General features: G+C 60.8%; 27 protein-coding genes and 1 riboswitch. Of the genes, 9 read left to right on the top strand and 18 right to left on the bottom strand.

Annotated elements, in window-relative coordinates:
• Window positions 1-7 precede the first annotated feature (7 nt).
• The 5 genes from M2397_RS01335 to M2397_RS01315 all read right to left on the bottom strand — a co-directional run bounded on the left by M2397_RS01335 (window position 8) and on the right by M2397_RS01315 (window position 9,025).
• The gene (locus tag M2397_RS01335) at window positions 8-2,737 is read right to left on the bottom strand and encodes a LuxR C-terminal-related transcriptional regulator (RefSeq protein ID WP_259242164.1); all 2,730 of its coding nucleotides are present in this window, start codon (window positions 2,735-2,737) and stop codon (window positions 8-10) included.
• Window positions 2,738-2,979: 242 nt separating this feature from the next.
• A complete protein-coding gene (locus M2397_RS01330; RefSeq protein WP_131698395.1) occupies window positions 2,980-4,344 on the bottom strand; it encodes a DUF1329 domain-containing protein in 1,365 nt (454 codons plus the stop codon).
• A 29-nt stretch (window positions 4,345-4,373) separates the two neighbouring features.
• The gene (locus tag M2397_RS01325; protein WP_131698396.1) at window positions 4,374-6,248 is read right to left on the bottom strand and encodes a DUF1302 domain-containing protein; all 1,875 of its coding nucleotides are present in this window, start codon (window positions 6,246-6,248) and stop codon (window positions 4,374-4,376) included.
• Window positions 6,249-6,578: 330 nt separating this feature from the next.
• Window positions 6,579-8,261, bottom strand: coding sequence for a fatty acid--CoA ligase (locus tag M2397_RS01320; protein ID WP_131698397.1), 1,683 nt, complete (start codon window positions 8,259-8,261; stop codon window positions 6,579-6,581).
• Window positions 8,262-8,392: 131 nt separating this feature from the next.
• Window positions 8,393-9,025 (bottom strand): LysE family translocator, encoded by a 633-nt coding sequence (locus M2397_RS01315; RefSeq protein ID WP_131698398.1) that lies wholly within the window; start codon window positions 9,023-9,025, stop codon window positions 8,393-8,395.
• An 84-nt stretch (window positions 9,026-9,109) separates the two neighbouring features.
• On the opposite strand from M2397_RS01315, the gene M2397_RS01310 reads away from it, so the two are divergent.
• The 3 genes from M2397_RS01310 to M2397_RS01300 all read left to right on the top strand — a co-directional run bounded on the left by M2397_RS01310 (window position 9,110) and on the right by M2397_RS01300 (window position 11,949).
• Entirely contained in the window at window positions 9,110-10,075 is a 966-nt protein-coding gene (locus tag M2397_RS01310) for a 2-hydroxyacid dehydrogenase (RefSeq protein ID WP_131698399.1), read from the top strand.
• Window positions 10,076-10,105: 30 nt separating this feature from the next.
• Window positions 10,106-11,104: a class I SAM-dependent methyltransferase gene (locus M2397_RS01305; RefSeq protein WP_184744635.1), complete on the top strand. Its 999-nt coding sequence runs from the start codon at window positions 10,106-10,108 to the stop codon at window positions 11,102-11,104.
• A gap of 51 nt (window positions 11,105-11,155) precedes the next feature.
• A riboswitch (yybP-ykoY riboswitch) is annotated at window positions 11,156-11,275 on the top strand.
• Between the two features lie 89 nt (window positions 11,276-11,364).
• On the top strand, window positions 11,365-11,949 hold the full coding sequence (locus tag M2397_RS01300) for a TMEM165/GDT1 family protein (protein WP_092487038.1): 585 nt from the start codon (window positions 11,365-11,367) through the stop codon (window positions 11,947-11,949).
• 81 nt (window positions 11,950-12,030) lie between these two features.
• Here M2397_RS01300 and M2397_RS01295 read toward each other — a convergent pair whose 3' ends face one another.
• The 4 genes from M2397_RS01295 to M2397_RS01280 form a co-directional block, all read right to left on the bottom strand.
• On the bottom strand, window positions 12,031-12,849 hold the full coding sequence (locus M2397_RS01295) for a M48 family metallopeptidase (protein ID WP_131698401.1): 819 nt from the start codon (window positions 12,847-12,849) through the stop codon (window positions 12,031-12,033).
• A 150-nt stretch (window positions 12,850-12,999) separates the two neighbouring features.
• Window positions 13,000-13,620, bottom strand: a complete 621-nt coding sequence (locus M2397_RS01290) for an SOS response-associated peptidase (RefSeq protein WP_184744637.1) — start codon at window positions 13,618-13,620, stop codon at window positions 13,000-13,002.
• Window positions 13,621-13,656: 36 nt separating this feature from the next.
• Window positions 13,657-13,917, bottom strand: a complete 261-nt coding sequence (locus M2397_RS01285; RefSeq protein ID WP_131698403.1) for a putative signal transducing protein — start codon at window positions 13,915-13,917, stop codon at window positions 13,657-13,659.
• 11 nt (window positions 13,918-13,928) lie between these two features.
• Window positions 13,929-14,111 carry a CPXCG motif-containing cysteine-rich protein gene (locus M2397_RS01280; RefSeq protein ID WP_027604787.1) on the bottom strand — a complete coding sequence of 61 codons (183 nt, stop codon included), beginning with the start codon at window positions 14,109-14,111 and terminating at the stop codon, window positions 13,929-13,931.
• A 133-nt stretch (window positions 14,112-14,244) separates the two neighbouring features.
• On the opposite strand from M2397_RS01280, the gene M2397_RS01275 reads away from it, so the two are divergent.
• Complete coding sequence (locus tag M2397_RS01275; protein ID WP_178116709.1) at window positions 14,245-15,408, top strand: 1-acyl-sn-glycerol-3-phosphate acyltransferase; 1,164 nt, start codon at window positions 14,245-14,247, stop codon at window positions 15,406-15,408.
• 34 nt (window positions 15,409-15,442) lie between these two features.
• Here the strand turns inward: M2397_RS01275 and M2397_RS01270 are convergent, their stop codons facing one another.
• Window positions 15,443-15,700, bottom strand: a complete 258-nt coding sequence (locus M2397_RS01270) for a hypothetical protein (RefSeq protein WP_131698405.1) — start codon at window positions 15,698-15,700, stop codon at window positions 15,443-15,445.
• A 183-nt stretch (window positions 15,701-15,883) separates the two neighbouring features.
• Here M2397_RS01270 and M2397_RS01265 point away from each other — a divergent pair, with 183 nt between their 5' ends.
• Window positions 15,884-16,093 carry a hypothetical protein gene (locus M2397_RS01265; protein WP_090409383.1) on the top strand — a complete coding sequence of 70 codons (210 nt, stop codon included), beginning with the start codon at window positions 15,884-15,886 and terminating at the stop codon, window positions 16,091-16,093.
• Window positions 16,094-16,150: 57 nt separating this feature from the next.
• Here M2397_RS01265 and M2397_RS01260 read toward each other — a convergent pair whose 3' ends face one another.
• The gene (locus tag M2397_RS01260; protein ID WP_131698406.1) at window positions 16,151-16,738 is read right to left on the bottom strand and encodes a YajG family lipoprotein; all 588 of its coding nucleotides are present in this window, start codon (window positions 16,736-16,738) and stop codon (window positions 16,151-16,153) included.
• A 194-nt stretch (window positions 16,739-16,932) separates the two neighbouring features.
• On the opposite strand from M2397_RS01260, the gene M2397_RS01255 reads away from it, so the two are divergent.
• Both M2397_RS01255 and mqo read left to right on the top strand, forming a co-directional pair.
• A complete protein-coding gene (locus M2397_RS01255; protein WP_131698407.1) occupies window positions 16,933-17,166 on the top strand; it encodes a hypothetical protein in 234 nt (77 codons plus the stop codon).
• A 729-nt stretch (window positions 17,167-17,895) separates the two neighbouring features.
• A complete protein-coding gene (gene mqo, locus M2397_RS01250; protein WP_131698408.1) occupies window positions 17,896-19,422 on the top strand; it encodes a malate dehydrogenase (quinone) in 1,527 nt (508 codons plus the stop codon).
• A 130-nt stretch (window positions 19,423-19,552) separates the two neighbouring features.
• Here the strand turns inward: mqo and M2397_RS01245 are convergent, their stop codons facing one another.
• From M2397_RS01245 to M2397_RS01230, 4 genes are all read right to left on the bottom strand, one after another.
• The gene (locus M2397_RS01245; RefSeq protein WP_145335328.1) at window positions 19,553-19,840 is read right to left on the bottom strand and encodes a PA4642 family protein; all 288 of its coding nucleotides are present in this window, start codon (window positions 19,838-19,840) and stop codon (window positions 19,553-19,555) included.
• 132 nt (window positions 19,841-19,972) lie between these two features.
• Window positions 19,973-20,458: a hypothetical protein gene (locus tag M2397_RS01240; protein ID WP_259242163.1), complete on the bottom strand. Its 486-nt coding sequence runs from the start codon at window positions 20,456-20,458 to the stop codon at window positions 19,973-19,975.
• Between the two features lie 35 nt (window positions 20,459-20,493).
• Window positions 20,494-20,961 carry a WbuC family cupin fold metalloprotein gene (locus M2397_RS01235; RefSeq protein ID WP_259242162.1) on the bottom strand — a complete coding sequence of 156 codons (468 nt, stop codon included), beginning with the start codon at window positions 20,959-20,961 and terminating at the stop codon, window positions 20,494-20,496.
• Between the two features lie 3 nt (window positions 20,962-20,964).
• Window positions 20,965-21,522, bottom strand: a complete 558-nt coding sequence (locus tag M2397_RS01230; protein WP_131698412.1) for a hypoxanthine-guanine phosphoribosyltransferase — start codon at window positions 21,520-21,522, stop codon at window positions 20,965-20,967.
• A gap of 163 nt (window positions 21,523-21,685) precedes the next feature.
• On the opposite strand from M2397_RS01230, the gene upp reads away from it, so the two are divergent.
• Together upp and M2397_RS01220 are read left to right on the top strand one after the other, a co-directional pair.
• The gene (gene upp, locus M2397_RS01225) at window positions 21,686-22,324 is read left to right on the top strand and encodes a uracil phosphoribosyltransferase (RefSeq protein ID WP_027604798.1); all 639 of its coding nucleotides are present in this window, start codon (window positions 21,686-21,688) and stop codon (window positions 22,322-22,324) included.
• A 2-nt stretch (window positions 22,325-22,326) separates the two neighbouring features.
• On the top strand, window positions 22,327-23,601 hold the full coding sequence (locus tag M2397_RS01220) for a uracil-xanthine permease family protein (protein WP_131698413.1): 1,275 nt from the start codon (window positions 22,327-22,329) through the stop codon (window positions 23,599-23,601).
• Window positions 23,602-23,669: 68 nt separating this feature from the next.
• On the opposite strand, the gene hisC is transcribed toward M2397_RS01220, so the two are convergent.
• The 3 genes from hisC to hisG form a co-directional block, all read right to left on the bottom strand.
• A complete protein-coding gene (gene hisC, locus M2397_RS01215; RefSeq protein ID WP_131698414.1) occupies window positions 23,670-24,722 on the bottom strand; it encodes a histidinol-phosphate transaminase in 1,053 nt (350 codons plus the stop codon).
• 3 nt (window positions 24,723-24,725) lie between these two features.
• Window positions 24,726-26,045 carry a histidinol dehydrogenase gene (gene hisD, locus M2397_RS01210; RefSeq protein WP_131698415.1) on the bottom strand — a complete coding sequence of 440 codons (1,320 nt, stop codon included), beginning with the start codon at window positions 26,043-26,045 and terminating at the stop codon, window positions 24,726-24,728.
• 128 nt (window positions 26,046-26,173) lie between these two features.
• Complete coding sequence (gene hisG, locus M2397_RS01205; protein WP_027604802.1) at window positions 26,174-26,809, bottom strand: ATP phosphoribosyltransferase; 636 nt, start codon at window positions 26,807-26,809, stop codon at window positions 26,174-26,176.
• Between the last annotated feature and the right edge of the window lie 65 nt (window positions 26,810-26,874).

The raw sequence follows: 26,874 nt of genomic DNA, 5'->3' as shown, positions 1-26,874 counted from the left end.
CCAGCACTTACGCCAGCAAGCCCATCGCCTTGGCTCGCGCCACGGCCTGGGTGCGCCGCTCCACCCCAAGTTTGCTGTTGATGTGGCTGGCGTGGGTCTTGACGGTGTGCAGGGAGATAAACAGCTGGTTGCTGATCTCCTGGTTAGAGCAGCCTTGGGCGATCAGTTGCAAGACCGCCAGCTCGCGCGTGCTCAGGGTTTCGTGGCTGGTCGTGACCTCGGGCGTCACAACCGCCGGGAGAAGTGCGAGCAGGCTCTGGTGCAGCGGACCTTGCGGGTCTTTGCCCAATTGCTCGCGCATCCAGTCCGGATACCCGTCCAACAAGCGTTGGAACGGCTGTAACGCGCCCCCTGCGCCCGCCTCAAACGCCTGGGCCAGCACCGGCCGCGCCCTGGCTTCCTGACCGCACTCGAGCAGCAACTGGGCCTGCTGGGTCAGCGCCATCAGAGCAATCATCTGGCGCCCGCTGTTGCGGGCCTGTTGCGCCAATTCTTCAAGCCGCTCCAGCGCCGCCTGGGGCTGATGGCGCACGGCATCGAGGGCGGCTTGTTGCAGCCCGATATGTTGCGGCAGGTGCGGGTGGAATTCCGGTGCAGCGGCGGCTTTTTCGCCGTTGTAGGTCTGGCCCAGCCGCGTCAGCCAGGCATCCGCCAGGTCGGTGCGGCCTTGGGCCAGCCAGAGTTCGCATTTGATCAGGGTAATCATCGCCAGGTAGTAGATCGGCGGCACATCCCAGATATGCATCAAACGCTCGGCTTCGGCGAGTTCGGCGAAGGCTCTGGGAAAGTCATGGCGCCGCCCTTCGAAGCTGGCGATCACGCAATGGCCGATCAGCACGCTGATATCGCGACAGGCCCGCGCCTCGGCCACGCCCGCGCGCAGGTGGGCGATGCCGGCTTCGGACTGGTTACGCACCAACAGCAAGTAGCCTTCGTAGAGCGACAGCCGCGCACGCACCGCATACAGTCGCTGCGGTGCCAGGCCGTGCAGGCGCTGCTGGCCCTGGCGCACCTCATCGAGGGCGCGCAGGATTTCGCCACGGGCCTGTAACACCCGTGCACGGTCGTAATGGGCCAGGGCTTCGAACAATGGGTTGCCGACGCGCTGCGCCAGTTCCAGGGATTCACGGTTCAGACCACGGGCACGCCACAAATCGCCATCAGCGATGGCCAGGTTGGACAGGGTCGACAGGCACACCAGGCGCTGGCCGTAACGCCGTTGCGGCAGGCTTTCCAACGCCTCGCTGCAATAGCGCTGAGTCAACTCACGCTCACCTCGGCCGCGGGCGATAATCCCGCTCAGCGCCAGCCACTGGGCCAGCATCGAGCGCTGTGCAGTGGCCGAGGGCGCCGGCAGGAAGCGACTGAGGTACGCGGATAACTCCTCCGCCGCATCCAACTGGCAGGCCAACCCCAATGCCCAGCTGTACAGCACAATCAGACGCGGCGTGCTGATCAGCAGGCTGTCGGGCAAGTCCATTTTCCAGCGCAGCAACATGCCGACATTCTGCTCGGCCAGCAGTTGTTCTTCGGACAGGTTCTGCACCAGGTTGGCCGCCACGTCGAGGTGCCCGGCGCGCAATGCTTGCTCCACCGCCTCGTCGATCAAGCCCTGGGCGTTGAACCAACGGCACGCGCGCAGGTGCAGGCTGGCGGCCGGCAATACATTGCTGCTCGCGCGGCGGGTGCGCAGCAGGTCGGAGAACAAATGGTGATAACGGTACCAATGCCCCTGTTCGTCCAAGGGCACCAGGAACACCTGGTGGGCTTGCAGGTAACGCAGGATCTCGGCGCTGTCATGAGCTTCGCGCACGGCATCGCACAACTCGCTGCAAAAACGGTCCTGGGGCGCGGTGTCGAACAGGAACGCTTGCACTTCGGGTGGCAGGCAGTCGATCACTTCTTCCAGCAGGTAGTCGCGGATCAGCCCTTCCCCACCGTGCAGGCTTTGCGGCAGGGCGTCCTCGTTGCCGGCTTCGGAGGCCGCCAGCAACCAAAAGCGCAGGCCGGCCACCCAGCCTTCGCTGCGGCGGATGAGGTTGTCGAGGGCTTCACCACTCAAGGAATTGCTGTGGCGATCCAGCAAGGCCTGGGATTCGGCATGGGTCAGGCGCAGGTCTTGCTCGTGCAACTCCAGCAAATGCCGTGACAACCGCAAGCGCGCCAGATGCCAGTCCGGGCGCTGGCGGCTGGTGACCAGCAGCACCAGGCCATCGGGCAAATGGTTGAGGAAAAATTGCAGGCAACGGTCCAGCACCGGTCCCTGGGCCAGATGGTAGTCATCCAGCACCAGCAATAAAGGCGCACAGGTGGACAGGTGCACGGTCAGCTCATCGAGCAGACCATCGAGCCATTCTTCAAATGCAAAGGGTTGGTGCCGCTGGCGCATTTTCAGCAGGCCCAGGGATTGGGTGCCGAGTGACGGGAAGTAGTGCTGCAACCCTTCGAGCAGACGCTCAAGAAAACGCCCGGGCTCGTTGTCCCGGGGGCTCAGGCCCAGCCACAGGCTTTGCCAGTGAGCCGGCAGGCCCTGGCAGAACTCCACCGCCAACGAACTCTTGCCGAACCCGGCCGGTGCGCTGACCAGCAGCAACCGCCCTTCCAGGCCGGCGCTCAGCCGTTCACACAGCCGCGGGCGCAGCACGTAGCCGTCGGGTAGAGGAGGCCTGTAGAAGCGGCCTTCCAGGGTCGGGATTACCGCACTGGCGGGCCCTTGGATTCGGGACAGATCAGTCATCGCCGGGCTCTTGTAGAAGGCTGTTGTCGGCATTGCAGATGACCGCAGACTAGCGGTAAAAGCGGCGAGTTTGTAGATCTTTGCAACATTTGCCTGAAAAAGAACTGAGACAAGAAATATCGCCACAAACAAAAAGTGGGAGGGGGCTTGCTCCCGATAGAGGCGGATCAGTCAATGCATGCGCTGACTGTCACATCGCTATCGGGGGCAAGCCCCCTCCCACATTGAGGCGCTAGTGGAATTTAGCGAACACCTTCCTGGCGCAGGGCCGCTGGGGTGAAGTCGCTGGTGGTGGCGGTGAAGCCGAAGTCATAGGCCTGTTTCTCTTCGTTCTTCATGCCCAGTGCCAGGTAACGGCCGGACTGCAGGTCGTAGAGGGTTTCGAGGGCGTACCACGGTACTTGCTTGTCGTAGTAGTTCTCGGCATGGGCCTCGGCAACGCGCCACAGTTGGCCACGGCCGTCGTAGTGGTCGATCACTGCGGCTTGCCAGGTGTCTTCGTCGATGTAAAAGTCACGCTTGGCATAGATATGGCGCTGGCCTTCCTTCAAGGTGGCGACCACGTGCCAGACACGGCGCAGCTCGTAGCGTGTCAGGTCCTGGTTGATGTGGCCGGCCTTGATGATGTCGGCGTACTTGAGCTTCGGATCGTCGATCTTGTAGCTGTTGGAGGCGATGTAGATTTCCTTCTTGCCTTCCAGTTTCCAGTCGTAGCGGTCCGGCGCACCGTTGTACATGTCGAGGTTGTCGGAGGTCCGCAGGCCATCGGCGGCGGTACCCGGCCCGTCATAGGACACTTGCGGTGCCCGGCGCACACGGCGCTGGCCGGCGTTGTAGACCCACGCCGAACGCGGCTCCTTCACCTGGTCCAGGGTTTCGTGCACCAGCAGCACACCACCGGCCAGACGTGCCGGCGCGGTCACTTGCTGCTTGAAGTAGAACAGGATGTTGCCTGGGTTTTTCGGGTCGAAGTCCTTCATCTTGTCGCGGAACACGAACTGGTCGCGGAAGTACACCAGACTGTAGGAACCGTTGGTTTGCGGCGTGGCCTGGGTCACCAGACGAGTCACGCTGCCCCCGCGATAACGGGTGATGTGGTTCCAGATCACTTCCACACCGCTTTTCGGGATAGGGAACGGTATGGCGGTTTCGAAGTTCTCCAGGCCGTTGCCGCCAGACACCAGGTTGGTGGTGGTGGCGTTCTTCTTGATGGATGCGAACACATCGGCCGGCACGGTAGCGCCGCGATGAGTTGGGTAGACCGGCATCTTGAAGGTTTCCGGGTAACGCTTGAACATCGCGTACTGCCCCGGTGCCAGCTTGTCTTTGTACTGCTCGACGTTCTGCGCGGTGATGGTGAACTGCGGCTGCTCACTGGCGTAAGGGTTGGCGAGGAAACCTTTGGCATCCACGGCGCCGGCGTTGGTCGGCATCGGCGACCATTTCGGGATGGTGCCGGCGGCGTTACCGGCCATTTCCGCACCCATCGGTGTCAGGGTCGTGCCCAGCTTGGCGGCTTCATCCGCCGACACTGCCGCCATGACATTGCTCGCCAGGATCGACAGTCCAAGCACACCCACGTGCAACAGACTTTTGGTTATTTTCATGTTCTGGTCTTCCTGAAAATACAGTGTGCTTAGAAGTTGGCGCCGAAGCTCAGGGCGACGAAGTCGCGGTCACTCGAGGTATTGAAGTCGCCCCCAAAGAAGTTGGTATAGGCAAGGCTCGCTGTGTAGGTGTTCTGATACTCAGCATCCAACCCCAGGCTCACCGCTTTGCGACCCTCTTCAAAGTTGCCACCAGGACCTGGCGAATAACCGCTCACGTCATGGGACCACGCCACGTTAGGTTTGAGATTCACACCGGCAAAGACATCCGGGTATTCCCAGATTGCGCGGCCACGGTAGCCCCAGGAAGTGGAGGTGGTGAAGCCATCATTGTTGCAGTTAGCCGTACGGTTGCTGGCATCGGCACCAGGACCGGCACCGGTGATCGTGCCGGAGTTAAGCGTTGCACAGAGAGCACCTTGTCCAGGGCCGTACACAGGGTCACGCCCGTAACGCGCTTTGTCGCGGCTTTCCAAGCCCCCCACATGCGTCACGCCCACTTCGCCGACCAGCGTAAGACGACTGGCACCCATGACCTGATCGAAAAAGTGCGTGAAGGTTGTCTGGAACTGAGTGATTTCCTTACGGCGATAGCCGTTCAGGTCCGTGTCGGCAGCACCCTTGAGCGGAGAAGCAGCGCCCAGACCAATCAGCGGCGTGACGCCCGCGTAGAGGATGTCAGTGGTATTGAGTTGCACCGGAGCGTTTGGTCGGTAGCTGAGTTCTCCGCTCCATGCCGTACCGGTAGGTAACGTCGTGGAGAAGCTCAAGCCATAAAGGCGGATATCCTCTGGGTACTCGACAAAGTAGCTGGAGTTACCCGCGACAATGAGCGGACGCAGGCCCACCGCCGGCGTAGGTGTCAGAGAGTTGGCCGCTGCATAAGTCGCAGCCGACGCCCCCCGCGCACTGAAAATCGGAGCCCGGCTGTGATAGTTCATGAAGTAGGCGCCGAACTCGGTGTCCAGCGGTTCGTAGTTATAGTGAAACGCCACGCCGAATTGACCACTGTCGCGCGCATCACGATCAGGCCCACGCTTGACCAGCACGCCCTCTTCGTTAACGTTGACCCCAAAGTTGTTCAGCAGCGGTAACGCGCCAGGCTGAGTCGCGAGGAACGAACGTTTGCTGAGCAGTCGGAGGTTGTCCGTACAGCCATCGGAAATAACATCAGGCTGAGAGAAGAACGTCCCGCAGTTATCCGTAACGGTCTGGTCCCATTCCAACTGATAAAACGCTTCTGCCGACAAGTTATCGGTCAGGGTTTGCGACACATAGAACATGTTGACCGGAATCAAGCCTTCCTTGATTTCGGCACCCGGACGACGGAATGCGGACACGTCGATCGGGTTGACGGAGTTGATGCCGCCGCCGATGAAGGTGCTTTCACCCCAGCTCACTACCTGCTTGCCGAACCGCACGTTGCCGGGCTGATCGGCAATGGAATAGTTGTGGTAGATAAACGCATCAAGAATCTGCCCACCAGAAGACTTGGCGCCCTCTTTGCGGTTGTTATCGCTGATGTCCTTGAACTCACGGCTTTCATCCTTGAGTTCGAAGTCATACCAGTACTTGCCGCGCACAAACACACCGGTATCGCCGTACTTCAGTTCCAGATCGTGGATACCCTTGAATATCTTCGAAAACGTTTCCCCACGCTTGAAGTTCAAGTGGCCGTCATCGGAGGTCTGGGACAATCCCTTGCCACCATTGTTGACGCCAATGAGGTCACGGTTGGGCTTGGCTGTCGACCAGCTCGCCCCCACAGACAGCGACGAGTCAAAACTCCCTTCGATTTCACCGATATTGAAACTGACGCCGAATGCGGGCCCGGCGAGCGTAGAGGCGAGACTGACGGCCAGGGGCAGTCTTGCCCGGCGCCAGAACTGGTTTACTGAGGTCATCGACGCTACTCCATGTGCATTATTGTTATGGCAGTGAGTTCTTTCTGTGATGCTTGTAACGGCCGGAATACAACGATTCCAATGCCGCCTGGCAACTGAACCTCCATGGCCCGAAGCGACGCATCCTTGAAAAACTCTGGGTGGGACTATAGCCAGCAGGGGGTACCGCTTGATCCCTCTAAAGTGTGATTTGCATCACCAACCCGTCTGCCACAGTCCTTTCGCCATGTCGGCGAAGGCCGACGCGGCAAGGATGGCTGAAAATTGGCAAATCACAAGTGAAGGCGCGAGATAGAGCATCGCCGTGCCACGAGGGCACGGCAAATCAGCTCAGAGGGTGGACAGGAAGGTACTGTTGTTGGCCTGCCATTCAATGATGTCAACGCGGATACGTTTTTTGTCGAGCTTGCCGACACTGGTCTTGGGAATTTCCGTAACAACGGCAATCTGGCTCGGAATCGCCCACTTGCTCAAATGGCCCAATTCGACAAAAGGCTTAAGATGTTCCTTGAGCTCGCGAGCCCCAATCTCATGGCCATCACGCACCACCAGCAACGCAAACGGGCGCTCGCCCCACTGCGGGTCGGCGATGCCCACCACCGCTACTTCGCGTACCGCCGGGTGACGGCTTACCAAGTCTTCGAGGGCCAGGGAGGAGATCCACTCGCCGCCGGTCTTGATCACATCCTTGATGCGATCGCGAATATCGATCACGCCAAATGCATCGAGGGTGGCCACGTCGCCCGTGTGCATCCAGCCGCCCGCCCACAGCTCGGCGCCCTTCTGCGGCTCGTTGTAATAACCCTCGGTCAGCCACGGCGCGCGCAGGACCAACTCGCCCTGGGACTCGCCGTCGGCGGGCAGAAAGTTACCCTCAGCGTCCATGATCGCCGCCTCCACCAATGGCCCAGGCACACCGGCCTTGATGCGGTAGGTGATGCGCTCGTCCTCGGTGCCGGCCATCAGTTCTTCGTTGAGGTGGGCGCAGGACACCAGCGGACCGGTCTCGGACATGCCGTACGCGGCGGTCAGTTGAATCCCACGGGCCTTTGCCGCCTCATACAGCGTACGGTTGAGGGCGCTGCCACCGATGACGATTTTCCAACCGCCAAAATCCACGCCTTGGGCGGCCTTGGCGTTGAGCACCATTTGCAGGATGGTCGGCACGCAGTGGGAGAAGGTGACCTTCTCCTTGCGCCACAGCTCCACCAGGTATTCCGGGTCGTAGCGGCCGGGGTAGACCTGTTTCAGGCCGAGCATGGTCGCCACATACGGCAGGCCCCAGGCATGCACGTGGAACATCGGCGTGATCGGCATGTACACGTCGTTGGTGCCCAGCAGGCGCACGCTGTCGACGCTGCCCATGATGGTCGCCACGCCGATGGTGTGCAGCACCAGCTGGCGATGGGTGAAGTACACGCCCTTGGGGTTACCGGTGGTGCCGGTGGTGTAGAAGGTGGTGGCGACGGAGTGTTCGTCGAAGTCCTGGAAGTCGTACTTCGGGCTGGCGGCAGCCAACAGGGTTTCATACTCACCCACCAGGTTGGGCAGCTCGGCGGTCTTGGCTTCGCCGTCAGTGAGCAGCAGGGTCTTGTCGACGGTGGTGAGCTGCCCGGCAATGGCCTGGTAGAGCCCCACGAACTCGCTGTTGACCAGTACGAAGCGGTCCTCGGCGTGGTTCATGGTGTAGAGAATCTGTTCCGGCGACAGGCGCACGTTGATGGTGTGGATTACCGCACCGATCATCGGGATGGCGAACATGCATTCCAGGTAACGATGACTGTCCCAATCCATCACCGCCACCGTGTCACCGGCCTTGACTCCGGCTTCGGTGAGCACGTTAGCCAAGCGCGCGACCCGCTCGATCAAGGTCGGGTAGGTGTAGCGCAGCTTGTCGCGGTAGACGATTTCCCGGGTCTTCTCGTAACGGGTACCGGACATCAACAGGCGCTTGATCAACAGCGGGTATTGATACGCACCTTCGGCGGGCGGAATAACACGGGTCTGCAACATACGAATCCCTTTTATGACTGCACGGTCTTGGCTTGAAGACCTGCACTGTAGAGAGGTTATGTTTCAGCTAAATCAGCCAAAGGAATGATTTGCAGACCGCCGCAAATGCTAGCTTTGCGCCAGCATCCGCCCTATTTCACGCTGGTAAACGCCAACTTCACCCCAATCGCAATCAACACCGCTCCCATGGTCCGATCAAACCAATGCCCCATCCGCGCAAAACCCGCGCGCACGCGTTGCTGGCTGAACAGCATGGCCACCAGGCAGAACCACAACGCCGTCGCCACCGCCAGGTACACGCCGTAACCGGCCTGGATCGCCAGCGGCGTGTGCGGGTTGATCACCACGGTGAACAGCGACAGGAAGAACAACGTCGCCTTGGGGTTCAGGCCGTTGGTGACGAAGCCTGCGGTAAACGCGCCACGCGGGGTACGCTCGCCCGCTTCGCGGTGCAACTCGCCCTCGGCGGCAGGCTTGGCTGGTTTGGCGCGCAGGGCCTTGAAGCCGATGTACAGCAGGTAGGCGGCCGCCGCCCATTTCAGTGCGTTGAACAAAACGATGGACTGGGACACGATCAGGCCGATGCCGAGCAACGAATAGCCCACGTGCAGGAAAATCGCCGAGCCCACGCCCAACGCAGTCCAGGTTCCGGCGCGGCGGCCGTGGGTCACACTCTCGCGCACTACCACCGCGAAATCCGGGCCGGGGCTGGCCACCGCCAGCAAGTGAATCAGGGCTACGGTCAAAAACTCGGCGGCGTACATACTCACTCCATTAAGTAACGGATTATTTCATCTGATAGGCTCGGCAGATTACGCCTTCGAACCCTGTCGCAAAAGGTACAGTTGATGACGAACAATCGCCGCGCCGTCTTCCTTGATCACCCCTCCCTGGATCTGGGCGACCTCGACCTCAGCGAGTTGCGGGACAGTTTCAGCGACTTGCAGCTGTTGACGGGCACCACGCCGCAGAATGTGGTCGAGCGCCTGCAAGGCGCGCAGGTGGCGATCAGTAACAAAATCCCACTCAATCGCGAAACCCTGGCGGCCTGCCCGGAACTCAAGTTGATCTTGGTTTCGGCCACCGGCACCAACAACATTGACCTGGAAGCCGCCCGCGCCCATGGCATCACCGTGAGCAACTGCCAGGGCTACGGCACACCGTCGGTGGCGCAGCACACGATCATGCTGTTGCTCAACCTGGCGACGCGGCTGAAGGACTATCAGCGGGATGTGACTGCCGGCAAATGGCAGGAGGCCAAGCAGTTCTGCCTGCTGGACCACCCGATTGTCGAGCTGGAAGGCAAGACCCTCGGCCTGCTGGGCCATGGCGAGTTGGGCAGTGCCGTGGCGCGCCTGGCCGAAGCCTTCGGGATGCGCGTGCTACTCGGCGCGATTCCCGGGCGCCCTGCCCGTGCCGACCGCGTGCCGCTGGATGAATTGCTGGCGCAGGTGGACGCACTCACCTTGCACTGCCCGCTCAATGAACACACCCGTGACTTCATCGGCGCCCGTGAATTGGCGCTGCTCAAGCCCGGCGCGTTTATCGTCAACACCGCCCGTGGTGGTTTGATCAACGAACAAGCCCTGGTCGATGCCTTGCGCAGCGGCCACCTGGGCGGCGCAGCGACCGATGTGCTGAGTGTTGAGCCTCCGGTCAATGGCAACCCGTTGCTGGCCGGCGATATTCCTCGATTGATCGTCACGCCCCACAATGCCTGGGGCAGCCGTGAAGCGCGCCAGCGTATCGTCGGCCAACTGGCAGAAAACGCCCGGGGCTTTTTCAGCGGCGCCCCGCTGCGCGTCGTCAGTTGATAAACTGCGCCCCTTTTCAAGGAGCAGACCATGGATCCGCGCAGTGAAGTACTGCTTCGTCAGGCCGAACTTTTTCAAGGCAACCTGCTGCTGGTGGGCTTGCCCGCCGATGACCTGCTGGGTCGGCTGCCCAACGCCCACGGCTGGTGCTGGCATGCCGGCGACCAGGCGGCGCTCGAAGCACGCTTCCCGGAGCGCAGCCAATTCGGCGTGAACGTGCCCGAGCGTGGGTTTGATGCAGCGGTGATCTTCCTGCCCAAATCCAAGGAGCTCACCGACTACCTGCTCAACGCCGTGGCCGCACGCCTGCCCGGCGCCGAGCTGTTCCTGGTGGGGGAGAAAAAAGGCGGTATCGAAAGTGCCGCCAAACAGATGATTCCCTTCGGCAAACCACGCAAGCTCGACAGCGCGCGGCATTGCCAGCTGTGGCAAATCACCGTGGCCAACGCGCCGCAAGCGGTCGAGCTGGAGAGCCTGGCGCAGGTGTTTGAGGTGCCCCTGGCGGAGGGACCGCTGAAGGTGGTGAGCCTGCCGGGCGTGTTCAGCCACGGCCGTCTGGATCGCGGCACCGAGTTATTGCTGGAGCACTTGGACAAACTGCCGAGCGGCCATTTGCTCGACTTCGGTTGCGGCGCTGGTGTACTGGGGGCGGCGGTCAAACGTCGCTACCCGCACAATACCGTGACGATGCTGGATGTGGATGCTTTCGCCGCCGCCAGCAGCCGCTTGACCCTGGCCGCCAACGGCCTGGAAGCGGAGGTATTGACCGGTGACGGCATCGACGCCGCGCCGATGGGGTTGAATGCAATCTTGAGCAACCCACCGTTCCATGTCGGCGTGCACACCGACTATTTCGCCACCGAGAACCTGCTGCGAAAAGCGGCGAAACATCTGGCAAAAGGTGGCGAACTTCGCCTGGTTGCCAACAGTTTCCTTAAGTACCAGCCGTTGATCGAGGAGCACCTGGGCGTGTGTGCAGTCAAGGCCGAGGGCAATGGTTTTCGCATCTACCGCGCCAAGCGAGGCTGATGGCTATTTGAAAAAGAAGGCTTGCCGAATGGATTTTGCCTAGGCAGAATCCGCTCCGTCCTAGGGGAGTAGTCTCCCACGAGCGCCACGCTCGTCCGGCATACGTCAACATACTTGGTCAACAGGCCATGGCGTATGCGACCCAGGAGTCCGCACAGACGGACCGGGGTTTGACAAGACCTATGACACGCACACCTTACCCGGGGCGGGAAGGTTGTACGTGTCATAGCCGTGTCGACCCGCCCCTGGAAGCCTACCTGATGCTGGATTCATTACTCGTTCCTACCGCAATCGTTGCCTTGGCCGAAATCGGCGACAAGACGCAACTGCTCGCGCTCATCCTTGCCGCACGCTTTCGCAAGCCCTGGCCGATCATCGCCGGCATCGTTGCCGCGACCCTGGCCAACCATGCGGCGGCCGGTGCCGTGGGGGCCTGGTTCGGAAGTTTCTTCTCGGATGCGGTATTGCACTGGATTCTCGCGGCCAGCTTCTGCGCCACCGCGCTGTGGACCCTGGTGCCAGATAAACTCGACGATGACGAAGCCAGCACCTCCCGCAAGTTCGGGCCGTTCCTGACCACACTGATTGCATTCTTCCTGGCGGAAATCGGGGACAAGACCCAGATCGCCACGGTGATGCTGGCGGCGCAATATCCGGAGCTGTGGCTGGTAATTATCGGCACCACCCTGGGCATGCTGATTGCCAACGTACCGGTGGTTCTGGCGGGGAATTTTGCGGCGGAGAAACTGCCGCTGACGTTGATTCGTCGACTGGCGGCTACGGCGTTTTTTGTCCTGGCCATCGTGGCGGTGTACAAGGCCATGCAGAGCAGTGGCTGGATCTAGCTGCAAGCTTCAAGCCTCAAGTTGCAGGAAGAAGCAGTGCTTTTTCTTGCAGCTTGAAGCTTGCTACTTGTAGTTGAAGTCTTAGGACTTCTTGGCCTTCTGGTAGAGCGGCATCACCTTCGGAATCGCCGCCTGCAACGAGGCGATCCGGCTGTCGGAGGCCGGGTGAGTGCTCATGAATTCAGGCGGCGCGCCTTCCGAAGCCTTGGCCATCTTGTTCCACAGCGTGATGGCCGCGTTCGGGTTGTAGCCGGCGCGAGCCGCCAGTTCCAGACCGATCAGGTCCGCTTCGTTTTCATTGCTGCGGCTGTTGGGCAAGGTCATGCCGTAGTTGGCCACGGTATCGGCCAGCGCCAGGCTGTCCTGGCCCAGGCCGAACAGCGCACCGGCGCCCTGCTTGGCCATCTCGATGCCGTAGGCCTTGGACATGGCTTCGCGGCCGTGCTCACGCAAGGCGTGGGCGATTTCATGGCCCATCACCGCAGCCAGTTCATCATCGGTGAGCTTGAGGTTGTCGATCAACGCGCTGTACACGAAAATCTTGCCGCCAGGCCCGCAGTTGGCGTTCATCTCATCGCTCTTGATCAGGTTCACTTCCCACTTCCACTGCGCCGCATCCGGGCGGAAGGTGGGCGCCTGGGCGATCAGGCGATTGGCGATCGCCTGCACGCGCTTGGCATTTGCGCTGGTCTTGTCCAGCTGGCCTTTGCTACTGGCCTCGCCCAGGGTCTGCTGGTAGGACTGGGCGTACATCTGGTCGACTTCCTGGCTCGACAGCATGCTGAACATATATTGCTTGCGCTCAACCCCGACGGCGCCGCCGCTGGTGGTGTTGACCGACTGACACCCGGCCAGCAGCATCGCCGCAGCCAATACACTTACCGCCAATGATTTCTTCATCAATACACTCTCCCTGAAAAGACGCCCTGAAAACATGGCGCGTATCGTAGGCGCTCATTTGTATCGGCGCCAGATACACCAGACGCGTAACCGATGAATTTCGGATACATCTCACACATCCGACAATTCAGCGAGCAATCGGCCTCAGGCTCAGGCCGGGGTCAGGCACTCCGGCCCGTTGAGCTTGGGATCATTGACCATGTTGGCCAGGACCCGCTCGCGCAACGCGACCGGCTCACTGGCCAACAAGCCTTGCAACACATGCAAGGGCGTCTCGGGATCGAGCCAGGCGGCCTGCCCCGCCGCATCCAGAATCAACGGCCGGCGCTGACTCTGGGCGGCCTGGGTCACCACTGCCGTGCTCAGCCACACCTGCTCCTGCACCGGGTATGCCTCCCAGATCGCGGCAAAAAACAAGGTGGAGCCCTCCCCCGGCGTCAGCCAGTACGGGCGTTTGCGCTGGGTGCCGCGCCATTCATAGAAACCGTTGGCCGGCAGCAGGCAACGGCGCTGGCGAAACGCTTCGCGAAACATCGGTTGTTCGGCCAGGGTTTCGGCACGGGCATGGGCCGGCGTGCGGGAAAGGTCCGTCAGCCAGGGCGGCGTCAGGCCCCAGCGCGCCCGGGCCAGGGTGCGCTGGCCTTCGTTCTGGCGCTGGATCAGCACCGAATCATTCGGGGAGATGTTCCACTGGGCCTGCTGGTCGGCCGGGAAGCCAGGCAAGGCAGCAAAGGTAGGGCTCCAGCGAAACAGGGCATAACGTCCACACATGGGGTAACACGACTCTTGGGTAAACCGACCGACAGCCTAACAGACCAATACGTCGGGGAAGCTGTCGGGTTCATCGCCGGGCAGGGGTTGCGCGCCGATATAGGCGGTAATCAGCTCGCGGGCTTCAGCCGCCCGGTCGTTAGCCACTTCCAGCCCCAGCAGGCCAAAGATCGGCAACTCCCCCGTACCGCCGAGCAAATGGCGCCCTACCAGGTGCGCCTCGATGCCCTCGCTGGCAAGCATTTGTTGCAACAGCTCGCCTTCCATCAGGTTTTCCGGTTCGTAGATTCGCTGCATGGGCGTACCTGTTATTCGTTTTCACTGCGGGTTTCGAGCATCCACTCTTCACCATGGACCTGTAGGTTGAAAATAATCGGTCGGCAACACACCTGACAGTCTTCTATGTACGTCTGATCACCGCCGGATAGATCCACCGCGGTCTCTACCGCTTCACCACAATAAGGACAATCGTACAGCGCAGTTTCCAGCATCGCAGTCTCCCAAGTGACTTGTGCGTATAATCGCCGGTCTATTTACAGGGCTATTTTCCGGCCGGGTCAATTACCTGGGCCACACCCTGGTATTTCCTTTACTTACCCTAGCCGTTTCTAACAAGAGAGCATGATGGGCGAATTCGATACCATCCGACCTTACAACGACAGCGAAGTCCCGGCAGTGCTGGCACGGCTGTTCAGTGACAAGGCCTTTCTGGACATCCTGACCCACTTCCGCTTCCCGCGCTTTGCCGGCACTCTTGGCTGGCTGCTCAAGCCGATGATCGCGCGCAAACTGCGCCGTGAGTTCGCCGGTGTCACCACCGTGGCCACGCTGCAGGACAAAGTCGAGTATTACGTCGACCACACCATTGACCGGGCGACCGACGGCGTGACCTATACCGGCGTGGAACAGCTCAAATCGGGCACTGCCTATGTGTTTCTGGCCAACCACCGCGACATCGTGATGGATCCGGCCTTTGTCAACTATGCCGTCTACCACGCCGGCCTGCCGACGCCACGCATCGCCATCGGCGACAACCTGCTGCAAAAGCCGTTTGTCAGCGACCTGATGCGCCTGAACAAGAGCTTCATCGTGCACCGCTCGATCACCGGGCGAAAGGAGAAGATGGCGGCGTTCAACCTGCTGTCGGCTTATATCAACCATTCGATCCGCAACGACTGCCAGTCGATCTGGATCGCCCAGGCCGAAGGCCGCGCCAAGGATGGGGATGACCGCACCGAGTCGGCGATCCTCAAGATGTTCCATGTCAGCCGCAAGGACGAGCCGTTTGCTGAGGTGATCCAGTCACTTAACCTGACGCCGGTGTCCATCAGCTACGAGTATGACCCGTGCGATGCCGCCAAAGCACGTGAGCTGTATATTCGCGCCACCACCGGCACCTACGTCAAGGCACCGGGCGAAGATGACGTCAGTATTGCCCTGGGCATCACTGGCTACAAAGGCCGTGTACATATCAACTTTGCACCGCCGATTACCGAGCGCTTTGAAGACACCAAAGTGCTGGCCGTGGAAATGGATCGGCAGATTCTCGGCGGCTATCGGCTGTTCCCGGTGCACTACCTGGCCTACGCCCAATGGAGCGATGCCGACCCGCAGTTGCAGGTGCCAAAGGCGGCCGACGTGTTCCCGGCGGACGAACTGGCCAAGGCAAAGGCAGAGTGGGAGCGGCGCCTGAGCGAATGCCCGGCCGAGCACCGGCCGTTCCTGGTGGTGCAATACGCAACGCCAGTGCGCAATCAGTATCGGGTCAAGGCTGGAATCCCGCTGTAACCACCGATCAAAAAAATGTGGGAGCGGCGGTTTTTTAGATTCGGGTGCTGAGCCAGGAAATAGCCAGCGCCAACCCAAGGCAGGCGAACCCAATGCGGTAAGCCACACGATTCGCCCGCTCGGTGCGCACATCCAGGAACAGCATGGGCTGGTCAATTGCGCGCTCTTCACTTTGCGCAGCCAGATCAGCCATGGCGCGTTGCTGGCGCAGACGGGTGATGAACAGCAGCGCTGCGCCTGGGCAGGCCACCAATAAAGCCACAACATTGATCAACAGTGCGGGCAGCGCCATCGCAAACCTCGGGTGAAACGGTGTCTGGGTATCGGTTCAGATATCAACCTGAACGGTAGTGGCAGCCAGCGCCAAACCGCTCCCTCTCCCATGGACGGCTAATGTATCCAGTAATTTACGGCGTCACCTGAACGTCACCTTAACAAGCCACTCTGTTGCCCTTCGAACATTCAGGAGCTTGTCATGCTGCACGCGCACAACCAGGATCGGCTGTATCTGATAGCCCCAAGCGACGAGCAAGAGGCGCTGATCGGCGGCCTGGCGTTCAACGTGCAGGACCGCCACTGGCTGGTGTATTGCGCCCTTGGCGGGCACCAGCATGCGGACTTGCCGGAGGCCGATCTGTTGACGGGGGTGAGCATGCTGGACTTTTGTATCGACACGGCCGCGTGAAACTGAAGGCATAAAAAAACCGGACTCATCGCTGAGCCCGGTTTTTTGTTTGAGCGGTTACTGCGCGCTGAGCAATGAACCGATGCTTGGGTCCTTGAACAGGCGGGTCAAGGCGTCACTCAGGACGTCGCTGACCAGCTTGGTGTTGGTTTCCTGGTTAGGCGACATGCCGAAACGCTGGTTCAGCGAAGCACCGTAACGGCCGCTGTAGCGACGAGTGCCGGCGGTGACGTCGGACTTGAAGGTGGCGCCAATGGACGCCTCGGTCACGTAAAGACCGTCTTTAGGCGACTGATACTTCAATTCGGCCAGGGTGATCGTCAACTGCGGAGCGCCCGGCGCGTTGGGGCTGGGGGTGAACCCCAGCAGGCGCACAGCTGCTTCGGCCTGGGCTTGCAGCTTGGGCAGCACGTCTTGAGCGTTCACCGACACCAGGGCGGTTTCCGGGTACAGGCCACCGCGCGAACCGAGTGTCGGCGAAGGACGACCGTCCACCACCCGTACCGACACCGGCTGGCCGTGGCCCACCGGGGCCAGTTGCGTGGTGATTTTCGGTTCCGGGCTCAGTTGCTGCGGGCTGTTGGCGCAGCCAACCAGGGTCAAGCTGGTCACAGTGATCAAACCGAACAACAGGCGTTGCAACATGCGCTTCTCTCCAGAAATCAGGTACCGACAGGCGGGCAGTATAGCGGGGCGCGCCCGCAGGGAACTAGCGTCAGTTACAACCTATGACCGGTCGCCCCGGCGGCGGTTCGTTGTCACCGATATGTAATAGCCGTTACATCCGCTCGTCATCCCCGACGGGCATGCTTGGCCCCAATCTTAGGAGGTCTATCGCCATGCATTTTCTCTGGTCGCTGTTTACGCGCAAGCCCGCCCTTCGCCAGTTTGCCCTGCTCGATGCGCAAGGCCGTTGCCAGGCCTTCAAAGAGTGCTGCCAGCCTCCCGTCGGCGAAGGCTGGGTGGAAATCGAAGAAATTCGCCTGAGCTGGATGCATCATCCATTGCCAGCCCGCGCCCGTGTAAGCCCACGCCCGGCGCGGTCGTCCCGCCACCAGGCGTTGGCCGCCTGACCGAACGCCTAATAAAAGTCATAAAACACGTCCATTTCCCTGACGTTCTTCGCTACAATCTCCCCCCGATTATAAGGACGTCTCCTGATCGGGCCTCGCAGCATCGTTAATGCCTCGGTATTAACCCCCAAGAATCGCCCACAGAGAGCCGCCCACACAGATCGAGTGAAGCTGGCGCGCTTGCTGTTTCCTTTGCAAACCACCCGCCTTTACCGAATCTGCCAGAGCTGCCATTGCGCTCGGCCACTTGAGTTGTTTGCCCGTTTTGCCGCGTGTCGGCAGAGGTTTGCGGGCCAGGTGCCAGGCCGGGGTAGCCCTTTTTTGAGGTTCACGTCTTCAAAAGAGCGTGAAAAAAACGGGTTTTCACAACTTCACAAGAGTGTGGCGAGCAAATGAATAGTTTGGCGTTTGTACAAGCACCATCAGCGTCTGGAACAGCCCAACCACACAGGCCCGAGTACTCCGCAAACACCGGAGCTTGAGCCTGTCCGCTACGGATTGATTGCACGAATCGCACGCTTTGACCATAAGTCGAATTGCCACAGCCGCCCATGAATGCGTTCATAGGCAGATCAGGCCGGGCAGGAAGCGTGCGCTGAAGTTGCAAAGAATTGCGAAACGGACATGGCGATCCTGGCCATGGGTACCCTGGGGCAACACGTGAACCGCCCCGTCACTCCTGGCAGCCATGCCGTCAATTTGGTGCTGCAGATTTTGGAGACGCGTTAAATGGCGCATAACGAAGCAGTCGACGTAGTACTGGTAGGGGCCGGCATCATGAGTGCCACCCTGGCCGTACTGCTCAAAGAGCTCGACCCCGGCCTCAAGCTGGAAGTCGTTGAGCTGATGGACTCGGGTGCCGCGGAGAGTTCCAACCCGTGGAACAACGCCGGTACCGGCCACGCCGGGCTGTGTGAGCTGAACTACACGCCCCAGGCCGCCGATGGCTCCATCGACATCAAGAAAGCCGTACACATCAACACCCAGTTCGAGGTGTCGAAGCAGTTCTGGGCCTACCTGACCAAGAAGGGCACCTTTGGCTCGTCCAAGTCCTTTATCAGCCCGGTGCCGCACCTGAGCTTCGTGCAGGGCGAAAAAGGCGTGGAGTTCCTCAGGAAGCGCTTTGAAACCCTCAGCCAGCACCATGCGTTCTCGGACATGCACTACACCGAAGACCGCAACGAGATGGCCGAGTGGATGCCACTGATGATGCCGGGCCGCCCGCTTGACGAAAAAATCGCGGCCACCCGCGTGATGAACGGCACCGACGTCAACTTCGGCGCCCTGACCAACCAGTTGCTCGCTCACCTGACCAGCTCCCCGGACGCCCAGGTCAAGTACAGCAAGCGCGTGACCGGCCTCAAGCGTAACGGTGCGGGCTGGACCGTGAGCATCAAGGACGTCAACAGCGGCAACAGCCGCGAAGTGGACGCCAAGTTCGTGTTCCTCGGCGCCGGTGGCGCGGCCCTGCCGCTGCTGCAAGCCTCGGGTATCGAAGAAAGCAAAGGGTTTGGCGGTTTCCCGGTCAGCGGCCAGTGGTTGCGTTGCGACAACCCGGAAGTGGTCAAGCACCACCAGGCCAAGGTCTACAGCCAGGCTGCCGTGGGCTCGCCGCCGATGTCCGTGCCGCACCTGGACACCCGCGTAGTCGACGGCAAGAAATCCCTGCTGTTCGGGCCATACGCCGGCTTCACCACCAAGTTCCTCAAGCACGGCTCGTTCCTCGACCTGCCGCTGTCGGTTCGCGCCGGCAACATCGGCCCGATGCTGGCTGTGGCCCGCGATAACATGGACCTGACCAAGTACCTGGTCAGCGAAGTGATGCAATCGATGGAGCAGCGCCTGGAATCCCTGCGTCGTTTCTACCCGGAAGCCAAAGCTGAAGACTGGCGCCTGGAAGTGGCCGGCCAACGGGTGCAGATCATCAAGAAGGACCCGAAGAAAGGCGGCGTGCTGCAATTTGGCACCGAGCTGGTCGCGGCCAAGGACGGTTCACTGGCAGCGCTGCTGGGTGCCTCCCCAGGCGCTTCGGTGACGGTGTCGATCATGCTGGACCTGATCGAGCGTTGCTTCCCGCAGAAAGCTGCCGGTGAGTGGGCGACCAAGCTGCACGAGATCTTCCCGGCTCGGGAGAAGGTCCTGGAGACTGATGCTGAGCTGTATCGCAAGATCAACGCGCAGAACAACATCAGCCTGGAGCTGGTTGAACCTGCCGCCGAAACCGATAGGAGCGAGCTTGCTCGCGAAGATCGTTAACGATAACGCCGCGCATCTGGTTTAACGCGGCGTTCTCTGGTTTTTCGCGAGCAAGCTCGCTCCTACAGTAAAAAGCAAAAACGCCCCGTTCTCGCGATGAGAACGGGGCGTTTTTTATGGCCAGGAAGCATCAGCCGCGGGCGTTGTCGATCAGCTCGATGTACTCGGCGGCGTTACGCTGGTCCTTGATCAGGTCGACGAAGGTCTGGCCGTGCTCATCCTTGCCATCCAGGTCCAAACCGGCTTCCTTGAAGAAAACCAGGAAGCGCTCGAAGTCGTCGATACGCAGGCCACGGTAGGCCTTGATCAGTTTGTGCAAGGACGGGGAAATCGCGTCAACCGGCTCGAAGTCCAGGAACAACTTGATCTGATCGTCGCCGATCTCGTCACCAATCACCTGTTTCTTATCTTTACGCATTACCGACTCCAGCCAGCAGACATTTACACGGGGTTTGAAGTCTACCTGTGCAACACAGGCTTCGAAAGCGCTCGAGGACCAATGCGGGACGGGACTTGCCCCCATCCCACACTTGGATCTTCAGTGTTTTTGCTATTTGCTACGAACAGCACCGGTATGCAAATCCGCCCAGATATGCCCGTTGGCGTAACTGAGGAACTGCACATACACCGTGTCATTGCGCAGCAAGTCGACAATCACTCGGTACTGGGCCACCGGGTACGACAGGATCAAGGTTTTACTCTTCTCATCGTATGCCGGCTTTTTCAGGCTTTTGCTTTCGGCATCGAAGTTGAGCACCACCTGGTTGATGGTCGCGCCCTTGTTCAGGGACTTGCCCTTGAGGCGGATCATCAGCGGTGAGGTCACGGGGATCGGTTGCTGGTTGGATTGACGTTGGTTGCCCACCACCACGGTGTACTCGGTGACTTGCAGCAACTGCTGCTGGTCAGGCGCCTCGGCGCGCAGGGCAAGGTCGTCGGCCGGCAGGAATTGGTTGTGCATCGGTGCAGGAGCAGCCGCCAGGGGCAAACTGAGGGTCAACGCCAGGGCGGCGCAGGTGCGTATCAACAGGCTCATGGGCCGCTCCGCAAGAGGTGGCCCAGCACTGTAGCTCAATCGAACTGGGCAAGCATCCAGCGTTGATACTCGGCCACGCCGGCGTCGCCTTCGCGGGGCGCCCAATCGGCCAGTTCGCCCTCGCCCACCGGCCGATAAGGCCCGGCCTTGCACTCGAACATCACCGTGTCGGGCGCGAGCACCACCAGGCCATGAAACACGCCGGGCGGCAGGTCGACGCCCGAGCATTCGCCGCCGGCCTGCATCACCCGCTTGGCGAGCACCTCGCCGGTATCGCTGAACACCAGCAAGCCCAAGCGCCCCTGGAGGACCAGCAAGGTTTCCGCCTTGTCAGCGCTCAGGTGCCGATGTGGCGGCACATACGTGTTGGGCTGCAGACCCACGGCCAGGCGATGGCACGGCTCTTCCATTTGATGGAAGTTGTGATGATGCCGACCACGCGGGCTGGCGCCCGCTTTCTCGGCCAGCTCGGCAAACAGCGTCTGATCAAGAAAGCGCGTCATACGTTACATACCTTTGACGGCGTAGATTCCATTGGCGTTGCGCCAGTAGCCTTTGTAATCCATACCGTAACCGAAGATGTAGCGATCGATGCATGGCAAGCCGACGAAATCGGCTTTCAACTCGGGACGGGCCTTGCGGTCGTGGTCTTTGTCGATCAGCACGGCGGTGTGCACTTTGCGTGCGCCAGCGTGTTTGCAGAAGTCGATGATCGCACCCAGGGTGTGGCCCTCATCGAGGATGTCGTCGATGATCAACACGTCGCGGTCGATAAACGAGACTTCCGGCTTGGCTTTCCAGAACAGGTCGCCGCCGGTGGTTTCGTTGCGATAGCGAGTGGCGTGCAGGTAAGACGCTTCCAACGGGAATTGCAGGTGAGTCAGCAATTTGCCGGCGAAAATCAGGCCACCGTTCATCACGCAGAAGACCACCGGGTTGGTGTCGGCCATTTCGCGGGTGATGTGTGCGCCAACCTTGGCGATCGCTGCTTCGACTTGCGCTTCGGTGTACAGGCAGTCAGCCTCGCGCATGATTTGACGGATATGCTCGAGATCAGCGGACATGGCGCTCTCCAAGGGGTGCTGTGGCAAGAAAAGCGGGCAAAGGTACGCATGTGAGGCGCAACGATCAAGCCTTAATGGACTAACGTACTAGATGTCTATAGGACAACACCCTCGGATAGATTAATCTAGGCCGGTTTTTTTGCCCGCCGCCGGAGCCTTTCCCATGCCCACTCGCGAGATCCGCCACCCGCTGATCCGACACAAACTCGGCCTTATGCGCCGTGCCGACATTAGCACGAAGAATTTCCGTGAGCTTGCTCAGGAAGTTGGAGCGCTGCTCACTTACGAAGCCACCAAAGATTTGCCTCTGGAAACCTACGACATCGAAGGTTGGGCAGGCACCGTCCAGGTCGAGAAGATCGCCGGTAAGAAAATCACCGTGGTGCCGATCCTGCGCGCCGGTATCGGCATGCTCGAAGGCGTGCTCAGCCTGATTCCGGGCGCCAAGGTCAGCGCCGTCGGCGTAGCCCGCAACGAAGAAACCCTGCAGGCCCACACCTACCTGGAAAAACTCGTACCGGAAATCAACGAGCGCCTGGCCATGATCATCGACCCGATGCTCGCCACCGGCAGCTCCATGGTTGCCACCATCGACCTGCTGAAAAAAGCCGGTTGCCGGGACATCCGCGCCATGGTGCTGGTGGCCGCGCCCGAAGGCATCGCCGCCGTCGAGAAAGCCCACCCGGACGTGCAGATCTACACCGCCTCCATCGATGAGCGCCTGAACGAACACGGTTACATCATCCCAGGCCTGGGCGATGCCGGTGACAAGATCTTCGGCACCAAGCAGAAGGACGCGTGAGCATGCAGGATGAATTCAACGACCCGCTTTGGCGCCAGATCCTGTCTGGCGCACAGATGCTCTTCGTCGCATTTGGCGCGCTGGTGTTGATGCCACTGATCACAGGTCTTGATCCAAACGTCGCACTGTTCACCGCCGGCCTGGGCACGCTGTTGTTCCAGGTGGTGACAGGGCGGCAGGTGCCGGTCTTCCTGGCGTCGAGCTTTGCCTTCATCACCCCGATTATTCTCGCCAAGGGCCAGTTCGGCCTCGCAGCGACCATGGGCGGGGTGATGGCAGCCGGGTTTGTCTATACCTTCCTCGGCCTGGCCGTGAAGATCAAAGGCACCGGTTTCATCGACCGCCTGCTGCCTCCGGTGGTCATCGGCCCGGTGATTATTTCCATCGGACTGGCCATGGCACCGATCGCCGCGAATATGGCGATGGGGAAATCCGGCGATGGCGCCGAACTGATTCATTACCAGACGGCGATGATGATCTCGATGCCTGCGCTGCTCACCACGTTGATCGTGGCGGTGTTCGGCAAGGGTATCTTCCGCCTGGTGCCGATCATCTCCGGCGTGCTGGTGGGCTTTGCCATGGCCTTCTACTTTGGCGTGGTCGACACGGCAAAAATCGCCGCCGCACCGTGGTTCGCCCTGCCCCACTTCACCGCGCCGGAGTTCAACTGGCAGGCGATCCTGTTTATCGTCCCGGTAGCGCTGGCGCCGGCGATCGAACATATCGGCGGTGTGATTGCAGTAGGCAGCGTGACCGGTCGCGACTACCTGAAGAAGCCTGGCCTGCACCGCACTTTGCTCGGCGACGGCATTGCCACCACCGCCGCCGGCCTGTTTGGCGGCCCACCGAACACCACGTACGCCGAAGTAACGGGCGCGGTGATGCTGACCAAGAACTACAACCCGAAGATCATGACCTGGGCGGCAGTGTTTGCCATCAGCCTGGCGTTCATCGGCAAGTTCGGTGCACTGCTGCAAAGCATCCCGGTGCCGGTGATGGGCGGGATCCTGTGCCTGCTGTTCGGCTCGATTGCTGCGGTGGGGATGAACACGTTGATCCGCCACAGGATCGACCTGGGTGAAGCGCGCAATCTGGTGATTGTGTCGGTGACCCTGGTGTTCGGCATTGGCGGTGTGCTGGTGGGGACCGGTACGGGTCCGGATGACTTCGGCCTGAAGGGCATTGCACTGTGTGCGGTGGTAGCGATTGGCTTGAACCTGCTGCTGCCGGGCAATGATGGCTGGAAGAACAAGAAGCCGGAAGAGCCGCTGATCTAACACATATGGCAGAACCTAATGCGGGAGGGGGCAAGCCCCCTCCCACATTTTTTGATCTTCAGTGTGGCTTAGAGCTCACCCAACCCATCGATCAGCGCCTGGTTCTGCTCCGGCGTACCGATGCTGATCCGCAGGAACTGGGCAATCCGCTCCTGCTTGAAGTGCCGCACAATCACCCCTTGCTCACGCAACTTGGCCGCCAGGCCGGCAGCGTCGTGCCGTGGGTGGCGGGCAAAGATAAAGTTGGCCGCTGACGGCAACACTTCAAAGCCTTTACCTTCCAGTTGCGCGACCAGCTGGTTGCGACTATCGATAACCAACTGGCACGTCTTCTCGAAGTACTCACGATCCTCGAAGGCCGCTGCCGCGCCGACAATCGCCAGGCGATCCAGCGGGTAGGAGTTGAAGCTGTTCTTGACCCGCTCCAGCGCTTCGATGAGGTCCGGGTGGCCCACGGCCAGGCCCACACGCAAACCGGCCAGTGAGCGCGACTTGGACAGGGTCTGGGTCACCAGCAGGTTCGGGTAACGGTCCACCAGGCTGATGGCGGTTTCGCCACCGAAGTCGATATAGGCCTCATCGACCACCACCACCGAATCCGGGCTGGCCTTGAGGATCTGCTCCACGGCGTCCAGCGCCAGGACGCAGCCGGTGGGCGCGTTCGGGTTGGGGAAGATGATCCCGCCGTTGGGCTTGGCGTAGTCCGCGACGCGGATCTGGAACTGCTCGTCCAACGGCACCGGGTTGGACTTGATGCCGTAGAGACCGCAGTACACCGGATAGAAGCTGTAGCTGATATCCGGGAACAGCAGCGGCAGCTCGTGCTGGAACAAGCCGTGGAAGATGTGCGCCAGGACTTCATCGGAACCGTTGCCGAGGAACACTTTGCCAGCGTCGATCCCGTAATACTTGGCCACGGCCTGCTTGAGCAGGTCGCTGTTGGGGTCCGGGTACAGGCGCAGGTTGTCGTTCAACTCGGCCTGCATCGCCGCCAGCGCCTTGGGAGACGGGCCGTAGGGGTTTTCATTGGTGTTGAGCTTGACCAGTTTGGTCAGCTTCGGTTGCTCGCCGGGCACGTAAGGCACGAGGTCCTTGACGAAGGGGCTCCAGAATTTGCTCATGGGTTATTTCCCCTCTTCCAGGATTCGATACTCAGCACTACGGGCGTGGGCGCTCAGGGATTCACCACGGGCCAGCACCGAGGCGGTCTTGCCCAATTCGGAAGCGCCTTGTGGAGAGCAAAAGATGATCGACGAACGTTTCTGGAAGTCATACACCCCCAGCGGCGACGAGAAGCGCGCGGTGCCGGAAGTCGGCAGCACGTGGTTAGGGCCGGCGCAGTAGTCGCCCAGCGCTTCGCTGGTGTGGCGGCCCATGAAGATCGCACCCGCATGGCGAATCGACGGCAGCCAGGCCTGCGGATCGGCCACGGACAGCTCCAGGTGCTCCGGCGCGATACGGTTGGCCACTTCGATGGCCTGTTCCATGTCACGCACCAGGATCAGCGCACCACGACCATTGATCGACTTCTCGATGATCTCGGCGCGGTCCATGGTCGGCAGCAGCTTATTGATGCTGGCGGCGACCTTGTCGAGGAACTCGGCGTCCGGGCTGACCAGAATCGCCTGGGCGTCTTCGTCGTGCTCGGCCTGGGAGAACAGGTCCATGGCGATCCAGTCCGGGTCGGTCTGGCCGTCGCACACCACGAGGATTTCCGAAGGGCCGGCGATCATGTCGATACCGACCTGGCCGAACACATGGCGCTTGGCAGTGGCGACGTAGATGTTGCCGGGACCGACCACCTTGTCGACCTTCGGCACGCTTTCGGTGCCATAAGCCAGGGCGGCAACCGCTTGGGCACCGCCGATGGTGAACACGCGGTCGACACCGGCAATACAGGCGGCAGCCAGTACCAGTTCGTTGATTTCACCGCGCGGGGTCGGTACCACCATGACCACTTCGGTCACGCCGGCCACTTTGGCCGGGATCGCGTTCATCAATACTGAGGACGGGTAAGAAGCTTTCCCGCCCGGTACGTACAGACCAGCACGGTCCAGCGGCGTGACCTTCTGGCCCAGCACGGTGCCGTCGGCCTCGGTGTAGCTCCAGGAGTCCTGCTTCTGTTTTTCGTGGTAGCTGCGCACTCGGCTCGCGGCGACTTCGAGGGCTTCGCGCTGTGGCGCGGTGATGCGCGTCAGGGCCAGCTCCAGGCGTTCGCGGGGCAGGATCAGGTCAGACATGGACTTGACGTCCAGACCGTCGAACTGGCGGGTGAAGTCCACCAACGCCGCATCACCGCGCTCGCGCACGGCCTTGATAATGTCGAGCACCCGCTGGTTGACCGAGTCGTCGGACACGCTTTCCCAGCTCAGCAGATGATCCAGATGATGGGCGAAATCCGGGTCGGCAGCGTTGAGTCGGGCAATTGCAGTGGACGTGGTCATAGCGAGGGCCTCAATAGAATTGGCAAAAACTCAGGCGCCCTAAACTAGCAGTCGTTTCCGCTTGGGCACCTGAGAATTCTGGCTATGAGGCGGATAGACGGGCGCAGCTTTTCAGCTACGCAGGTGAGTCAACCGCGGTGTCGAGACTCCACTGCCTGGCGCAGGGTGTCGATCAACGCCTGGATACGGGCGTGTTGCATCTTCATCGACGCTTTGTTGACGATCAGCCGAGAGCTGATATCGGCGATAAAATCCTGTGGTTCGAGACCGTTGGCACGCAGGGTGTTGCCGGTGTCGACCACGTCGATGATCTTGTCAGCCAGGCCGATCAGCGGCGCCAGCTCCATCGAGCCGTAGAGCTTGATGATGTCGACCTGACGGCCTTGTTCGGCGTAGTAACGCTTGGCAACGTTGACGAACTTGGTGGCCACGCGCAGGCGGCCTTTAGGCTCGACATCACCGACACGGCCGGCGGTCATCAGCTTGCACAGGGCAATGCGCAGGTCCAGCGGCTCGTACAGGCCTTGGCCGCCGTATTCCATCAGCACGTCTTTACCGGCGACGCCGAGGTCGGCCGCGCCATGTTCAACGTAAGTCGGCACGTCGGTAGCCCGTACGATCAGCAGGCGAACGTCGTCCTGGGTCGTAGGGATGATCAGCTTGCGGCTCTTGTCCGGATTCTCGGTCGGCACGATGCCCGCTTCAGCCAGAAGCGGCAAAGTGTCGTCAAGGATGCGGCCCTTGGACAGTGCGATGGTCAACATGGGAAACGTCAATCCTTCATCAGGCTATTGCTGTCCGGTCGCAAACGGCGCCAGACACAGATCGA

Source organism: Pseudomonas sp. BIGb0381 (assembly GCF_024809815.1).
Classification (GTDB): Bacteria; Pseudomonadota; Gammaproteobacteria; order Pseudomonadales; family Pseudomonadaceae; genus Aquipseudomonas.
The sequence above is the reverse complement of the archived record's forward strand: the minus strand, read 5'-3'. Positions and strand labels throughout refer to the sequence as shown.

Bases quoted from the DNA above. Each gene is read 5' to 3' on its own strand.
- M2397_RS01290 (WP_184744637.1), bottom strand. From the start codon at position 13,620: ATGTGTGGACGTTATGCCCTGTTTCGCTGGAGCCCTACCTTTGCTGCC.
- M2397_RS01300 (WP_092487038.1), top strand. From the start codon at position 11,365: ATGCTGGATTCATTACTCGTTCCTACCGCAATCGTTGCCTTGGCCGAA.
- M2397_RS01315 (WP_131698398.1), bottom strand. From the start codon at position 9,025: ATGTACGCCGCCGAGTTTTTGACCGTAGCCCTGATTCACTTGCTGGCG.
- M2397_RS01260 (WP_131698406.1), bottom strand. From the start codon at position 16,738: ATGTTGCAACGCCTGTTGTTCGGTTTGATCACTGTGACCAGCTTGACC.
- hisC (WP_131698414.1), bottom strand. From the start codon at position 24,722: ATGAGCAAATTCTGGAGCCCCTTCGTCAAGGACCTCGTGCCTTACGTG.
- M2397_RS01330 (WP_131698395.1), bottom strand. From the start codon at position 4,344: ATGAAAATAACCAAAAGTCTGTTGCACGTGGGTGTGCTTGGACTGTCG.
- M2397_RS01270 (WP_131698405.1), bottom strand. From the start codon at position 15,700: ATGGCGCTGCCCGCACTGTTGATCAATGTTGTGGCTTTATTGGTGGCC.
- M2397_RS01240 (WP_259242163.1), bottom strand. From the start codon at position 20,458: ATGAGCCTGTTGATACGCACCTGCGCCGCCCTGGCGTTGACCCTCAGT.
- M2397_RS01230 (WP_131698412.1), bottom strand. From the start codon at position 21,522: ATGTCCGCTGATCTCGAGCATATCCGTCAAATCATGCGCGAGGCTGAC.
- M2397_RS01335 (WP_259242164.1), bottom strand. From the start codon at position 2,737: ATGACTGATCTGTCCCGAATCCAAGGGCCCGCCAGTGCGGTAATCCCG.
- M2397_RS01280 (WP_027604787.1), bottom strand. From the start codon at position 14,111: ATGCTGGAAACTGCGCTGTACGATTGTCCTTATTGTGGTGAAGCGGTA.
- upp (WP_027604798.1), top strand. From the start codon at position 21,686: ATGCCCACTCGCGAGATCCGCCACCCGCTGATCCGACACAAACTCGGC.
- M2397_RS01220 (WP_131698413.1), top strand. From the start codon at position 22,327: ATGCAGGATGAATTCAACGACCCGCTTTGGCGCCAGATCCTGTCTGGC.
- M2397_RS01235 (WP_259242162.1), bottom strand. From the start codon at position 20,961: ATGACGCGCTTTCTTGATCAGACGCTGTTTGCCGAGCTGGCCGAGAAA.
- hisD (WP_131698415.1), bottom strand. From the start codon at position 26,045: ATGACCACGTCCACTGCAATTGCCCGACTCAACGCTGCCGACCCGGAT.
- M2397_RS01295 (WP_131698401.1), bottom strand. From the start codon at position 12,849: ATGAAGAAATCATTGGCGGTAAGTGTATTGGCTGCGGCGATGCTGCTG.
- M2397_RS01265 (WP_090409383.1), top strand. From the start codon at position 15,884: ATGCTGCACGCGCACAACCAGGATCGGCTGTATCTGATAGCCCCAAGC.
- mqo (WP_131698408.1), top strand. From the start codon at position 17,896: ATGGCGCATAACGAAGCAGTCGACGTAGTACTGGTAGGGGCCGGCATC.
- hisG (WP_027604802.1), bottom strand. From the start codon at position 26,809: ATGTTGACCATCGCACTGTCCAAGGGCCGCATCCTTGACGACACTTTG.
- M2397_RS01310 (WP_131698399.1), top strand. From the start codon at position 9,110: ATGACGAACAATCGCCGCGCCGTCTTCCTTGATCACCCCTCCCTGGAT.
- M2397_RS01320 (WP_131698397.1), bottom strand. From the start codon at position 8,261: ATGTTGCAGACCCGTGTTATTCCGCCCGCCGAAGGTGCGTATCAATAC.
- M2397_RS01275 (WP_178116709.1), top strand. From the start codon at position 14,245: ATGGGCGAATTCGATACCATCCGACCTTACAACGACAGCGAAGTCCCG.
- M2397_RS01285 (WP_131698403.1), bottom strand. From the start codon at position 13,917: ATGCAGCGAATCTACGAACCGGAAAACCTGATGGAAGGCGAGCTGTTG.
- M2397_RS01245 (WP_145335328.1), bottom strand. From the start codon at position 19,840: ATGCGTAAAGATAAGAAACAGGTGATTGGTGACGAGATCGGCGACGAT.
- M2397_RS01325 (WP_131698396.1), bottom strand. From the start codon at position 6,248: ATGACCTCAGTAAACCAGTTCTGGCGCCGGGCAAGACTGCCCCTGGCC.
- M2397_RS01305 (WP_184744635.1), top strand. From the start codon at position 10,106: ATGGATCCGCGCAGTGAAGTACTGCTTCGTCAGGCCGAACTTTTTCAA.
- M2397_RS01255 (WP_131698407.1), top strand. From the start codon at position 16,933: ATGCATTTTCTCTGGTCGCTGTTTACGCGCAAGCCCGCCCTTCGCCAG.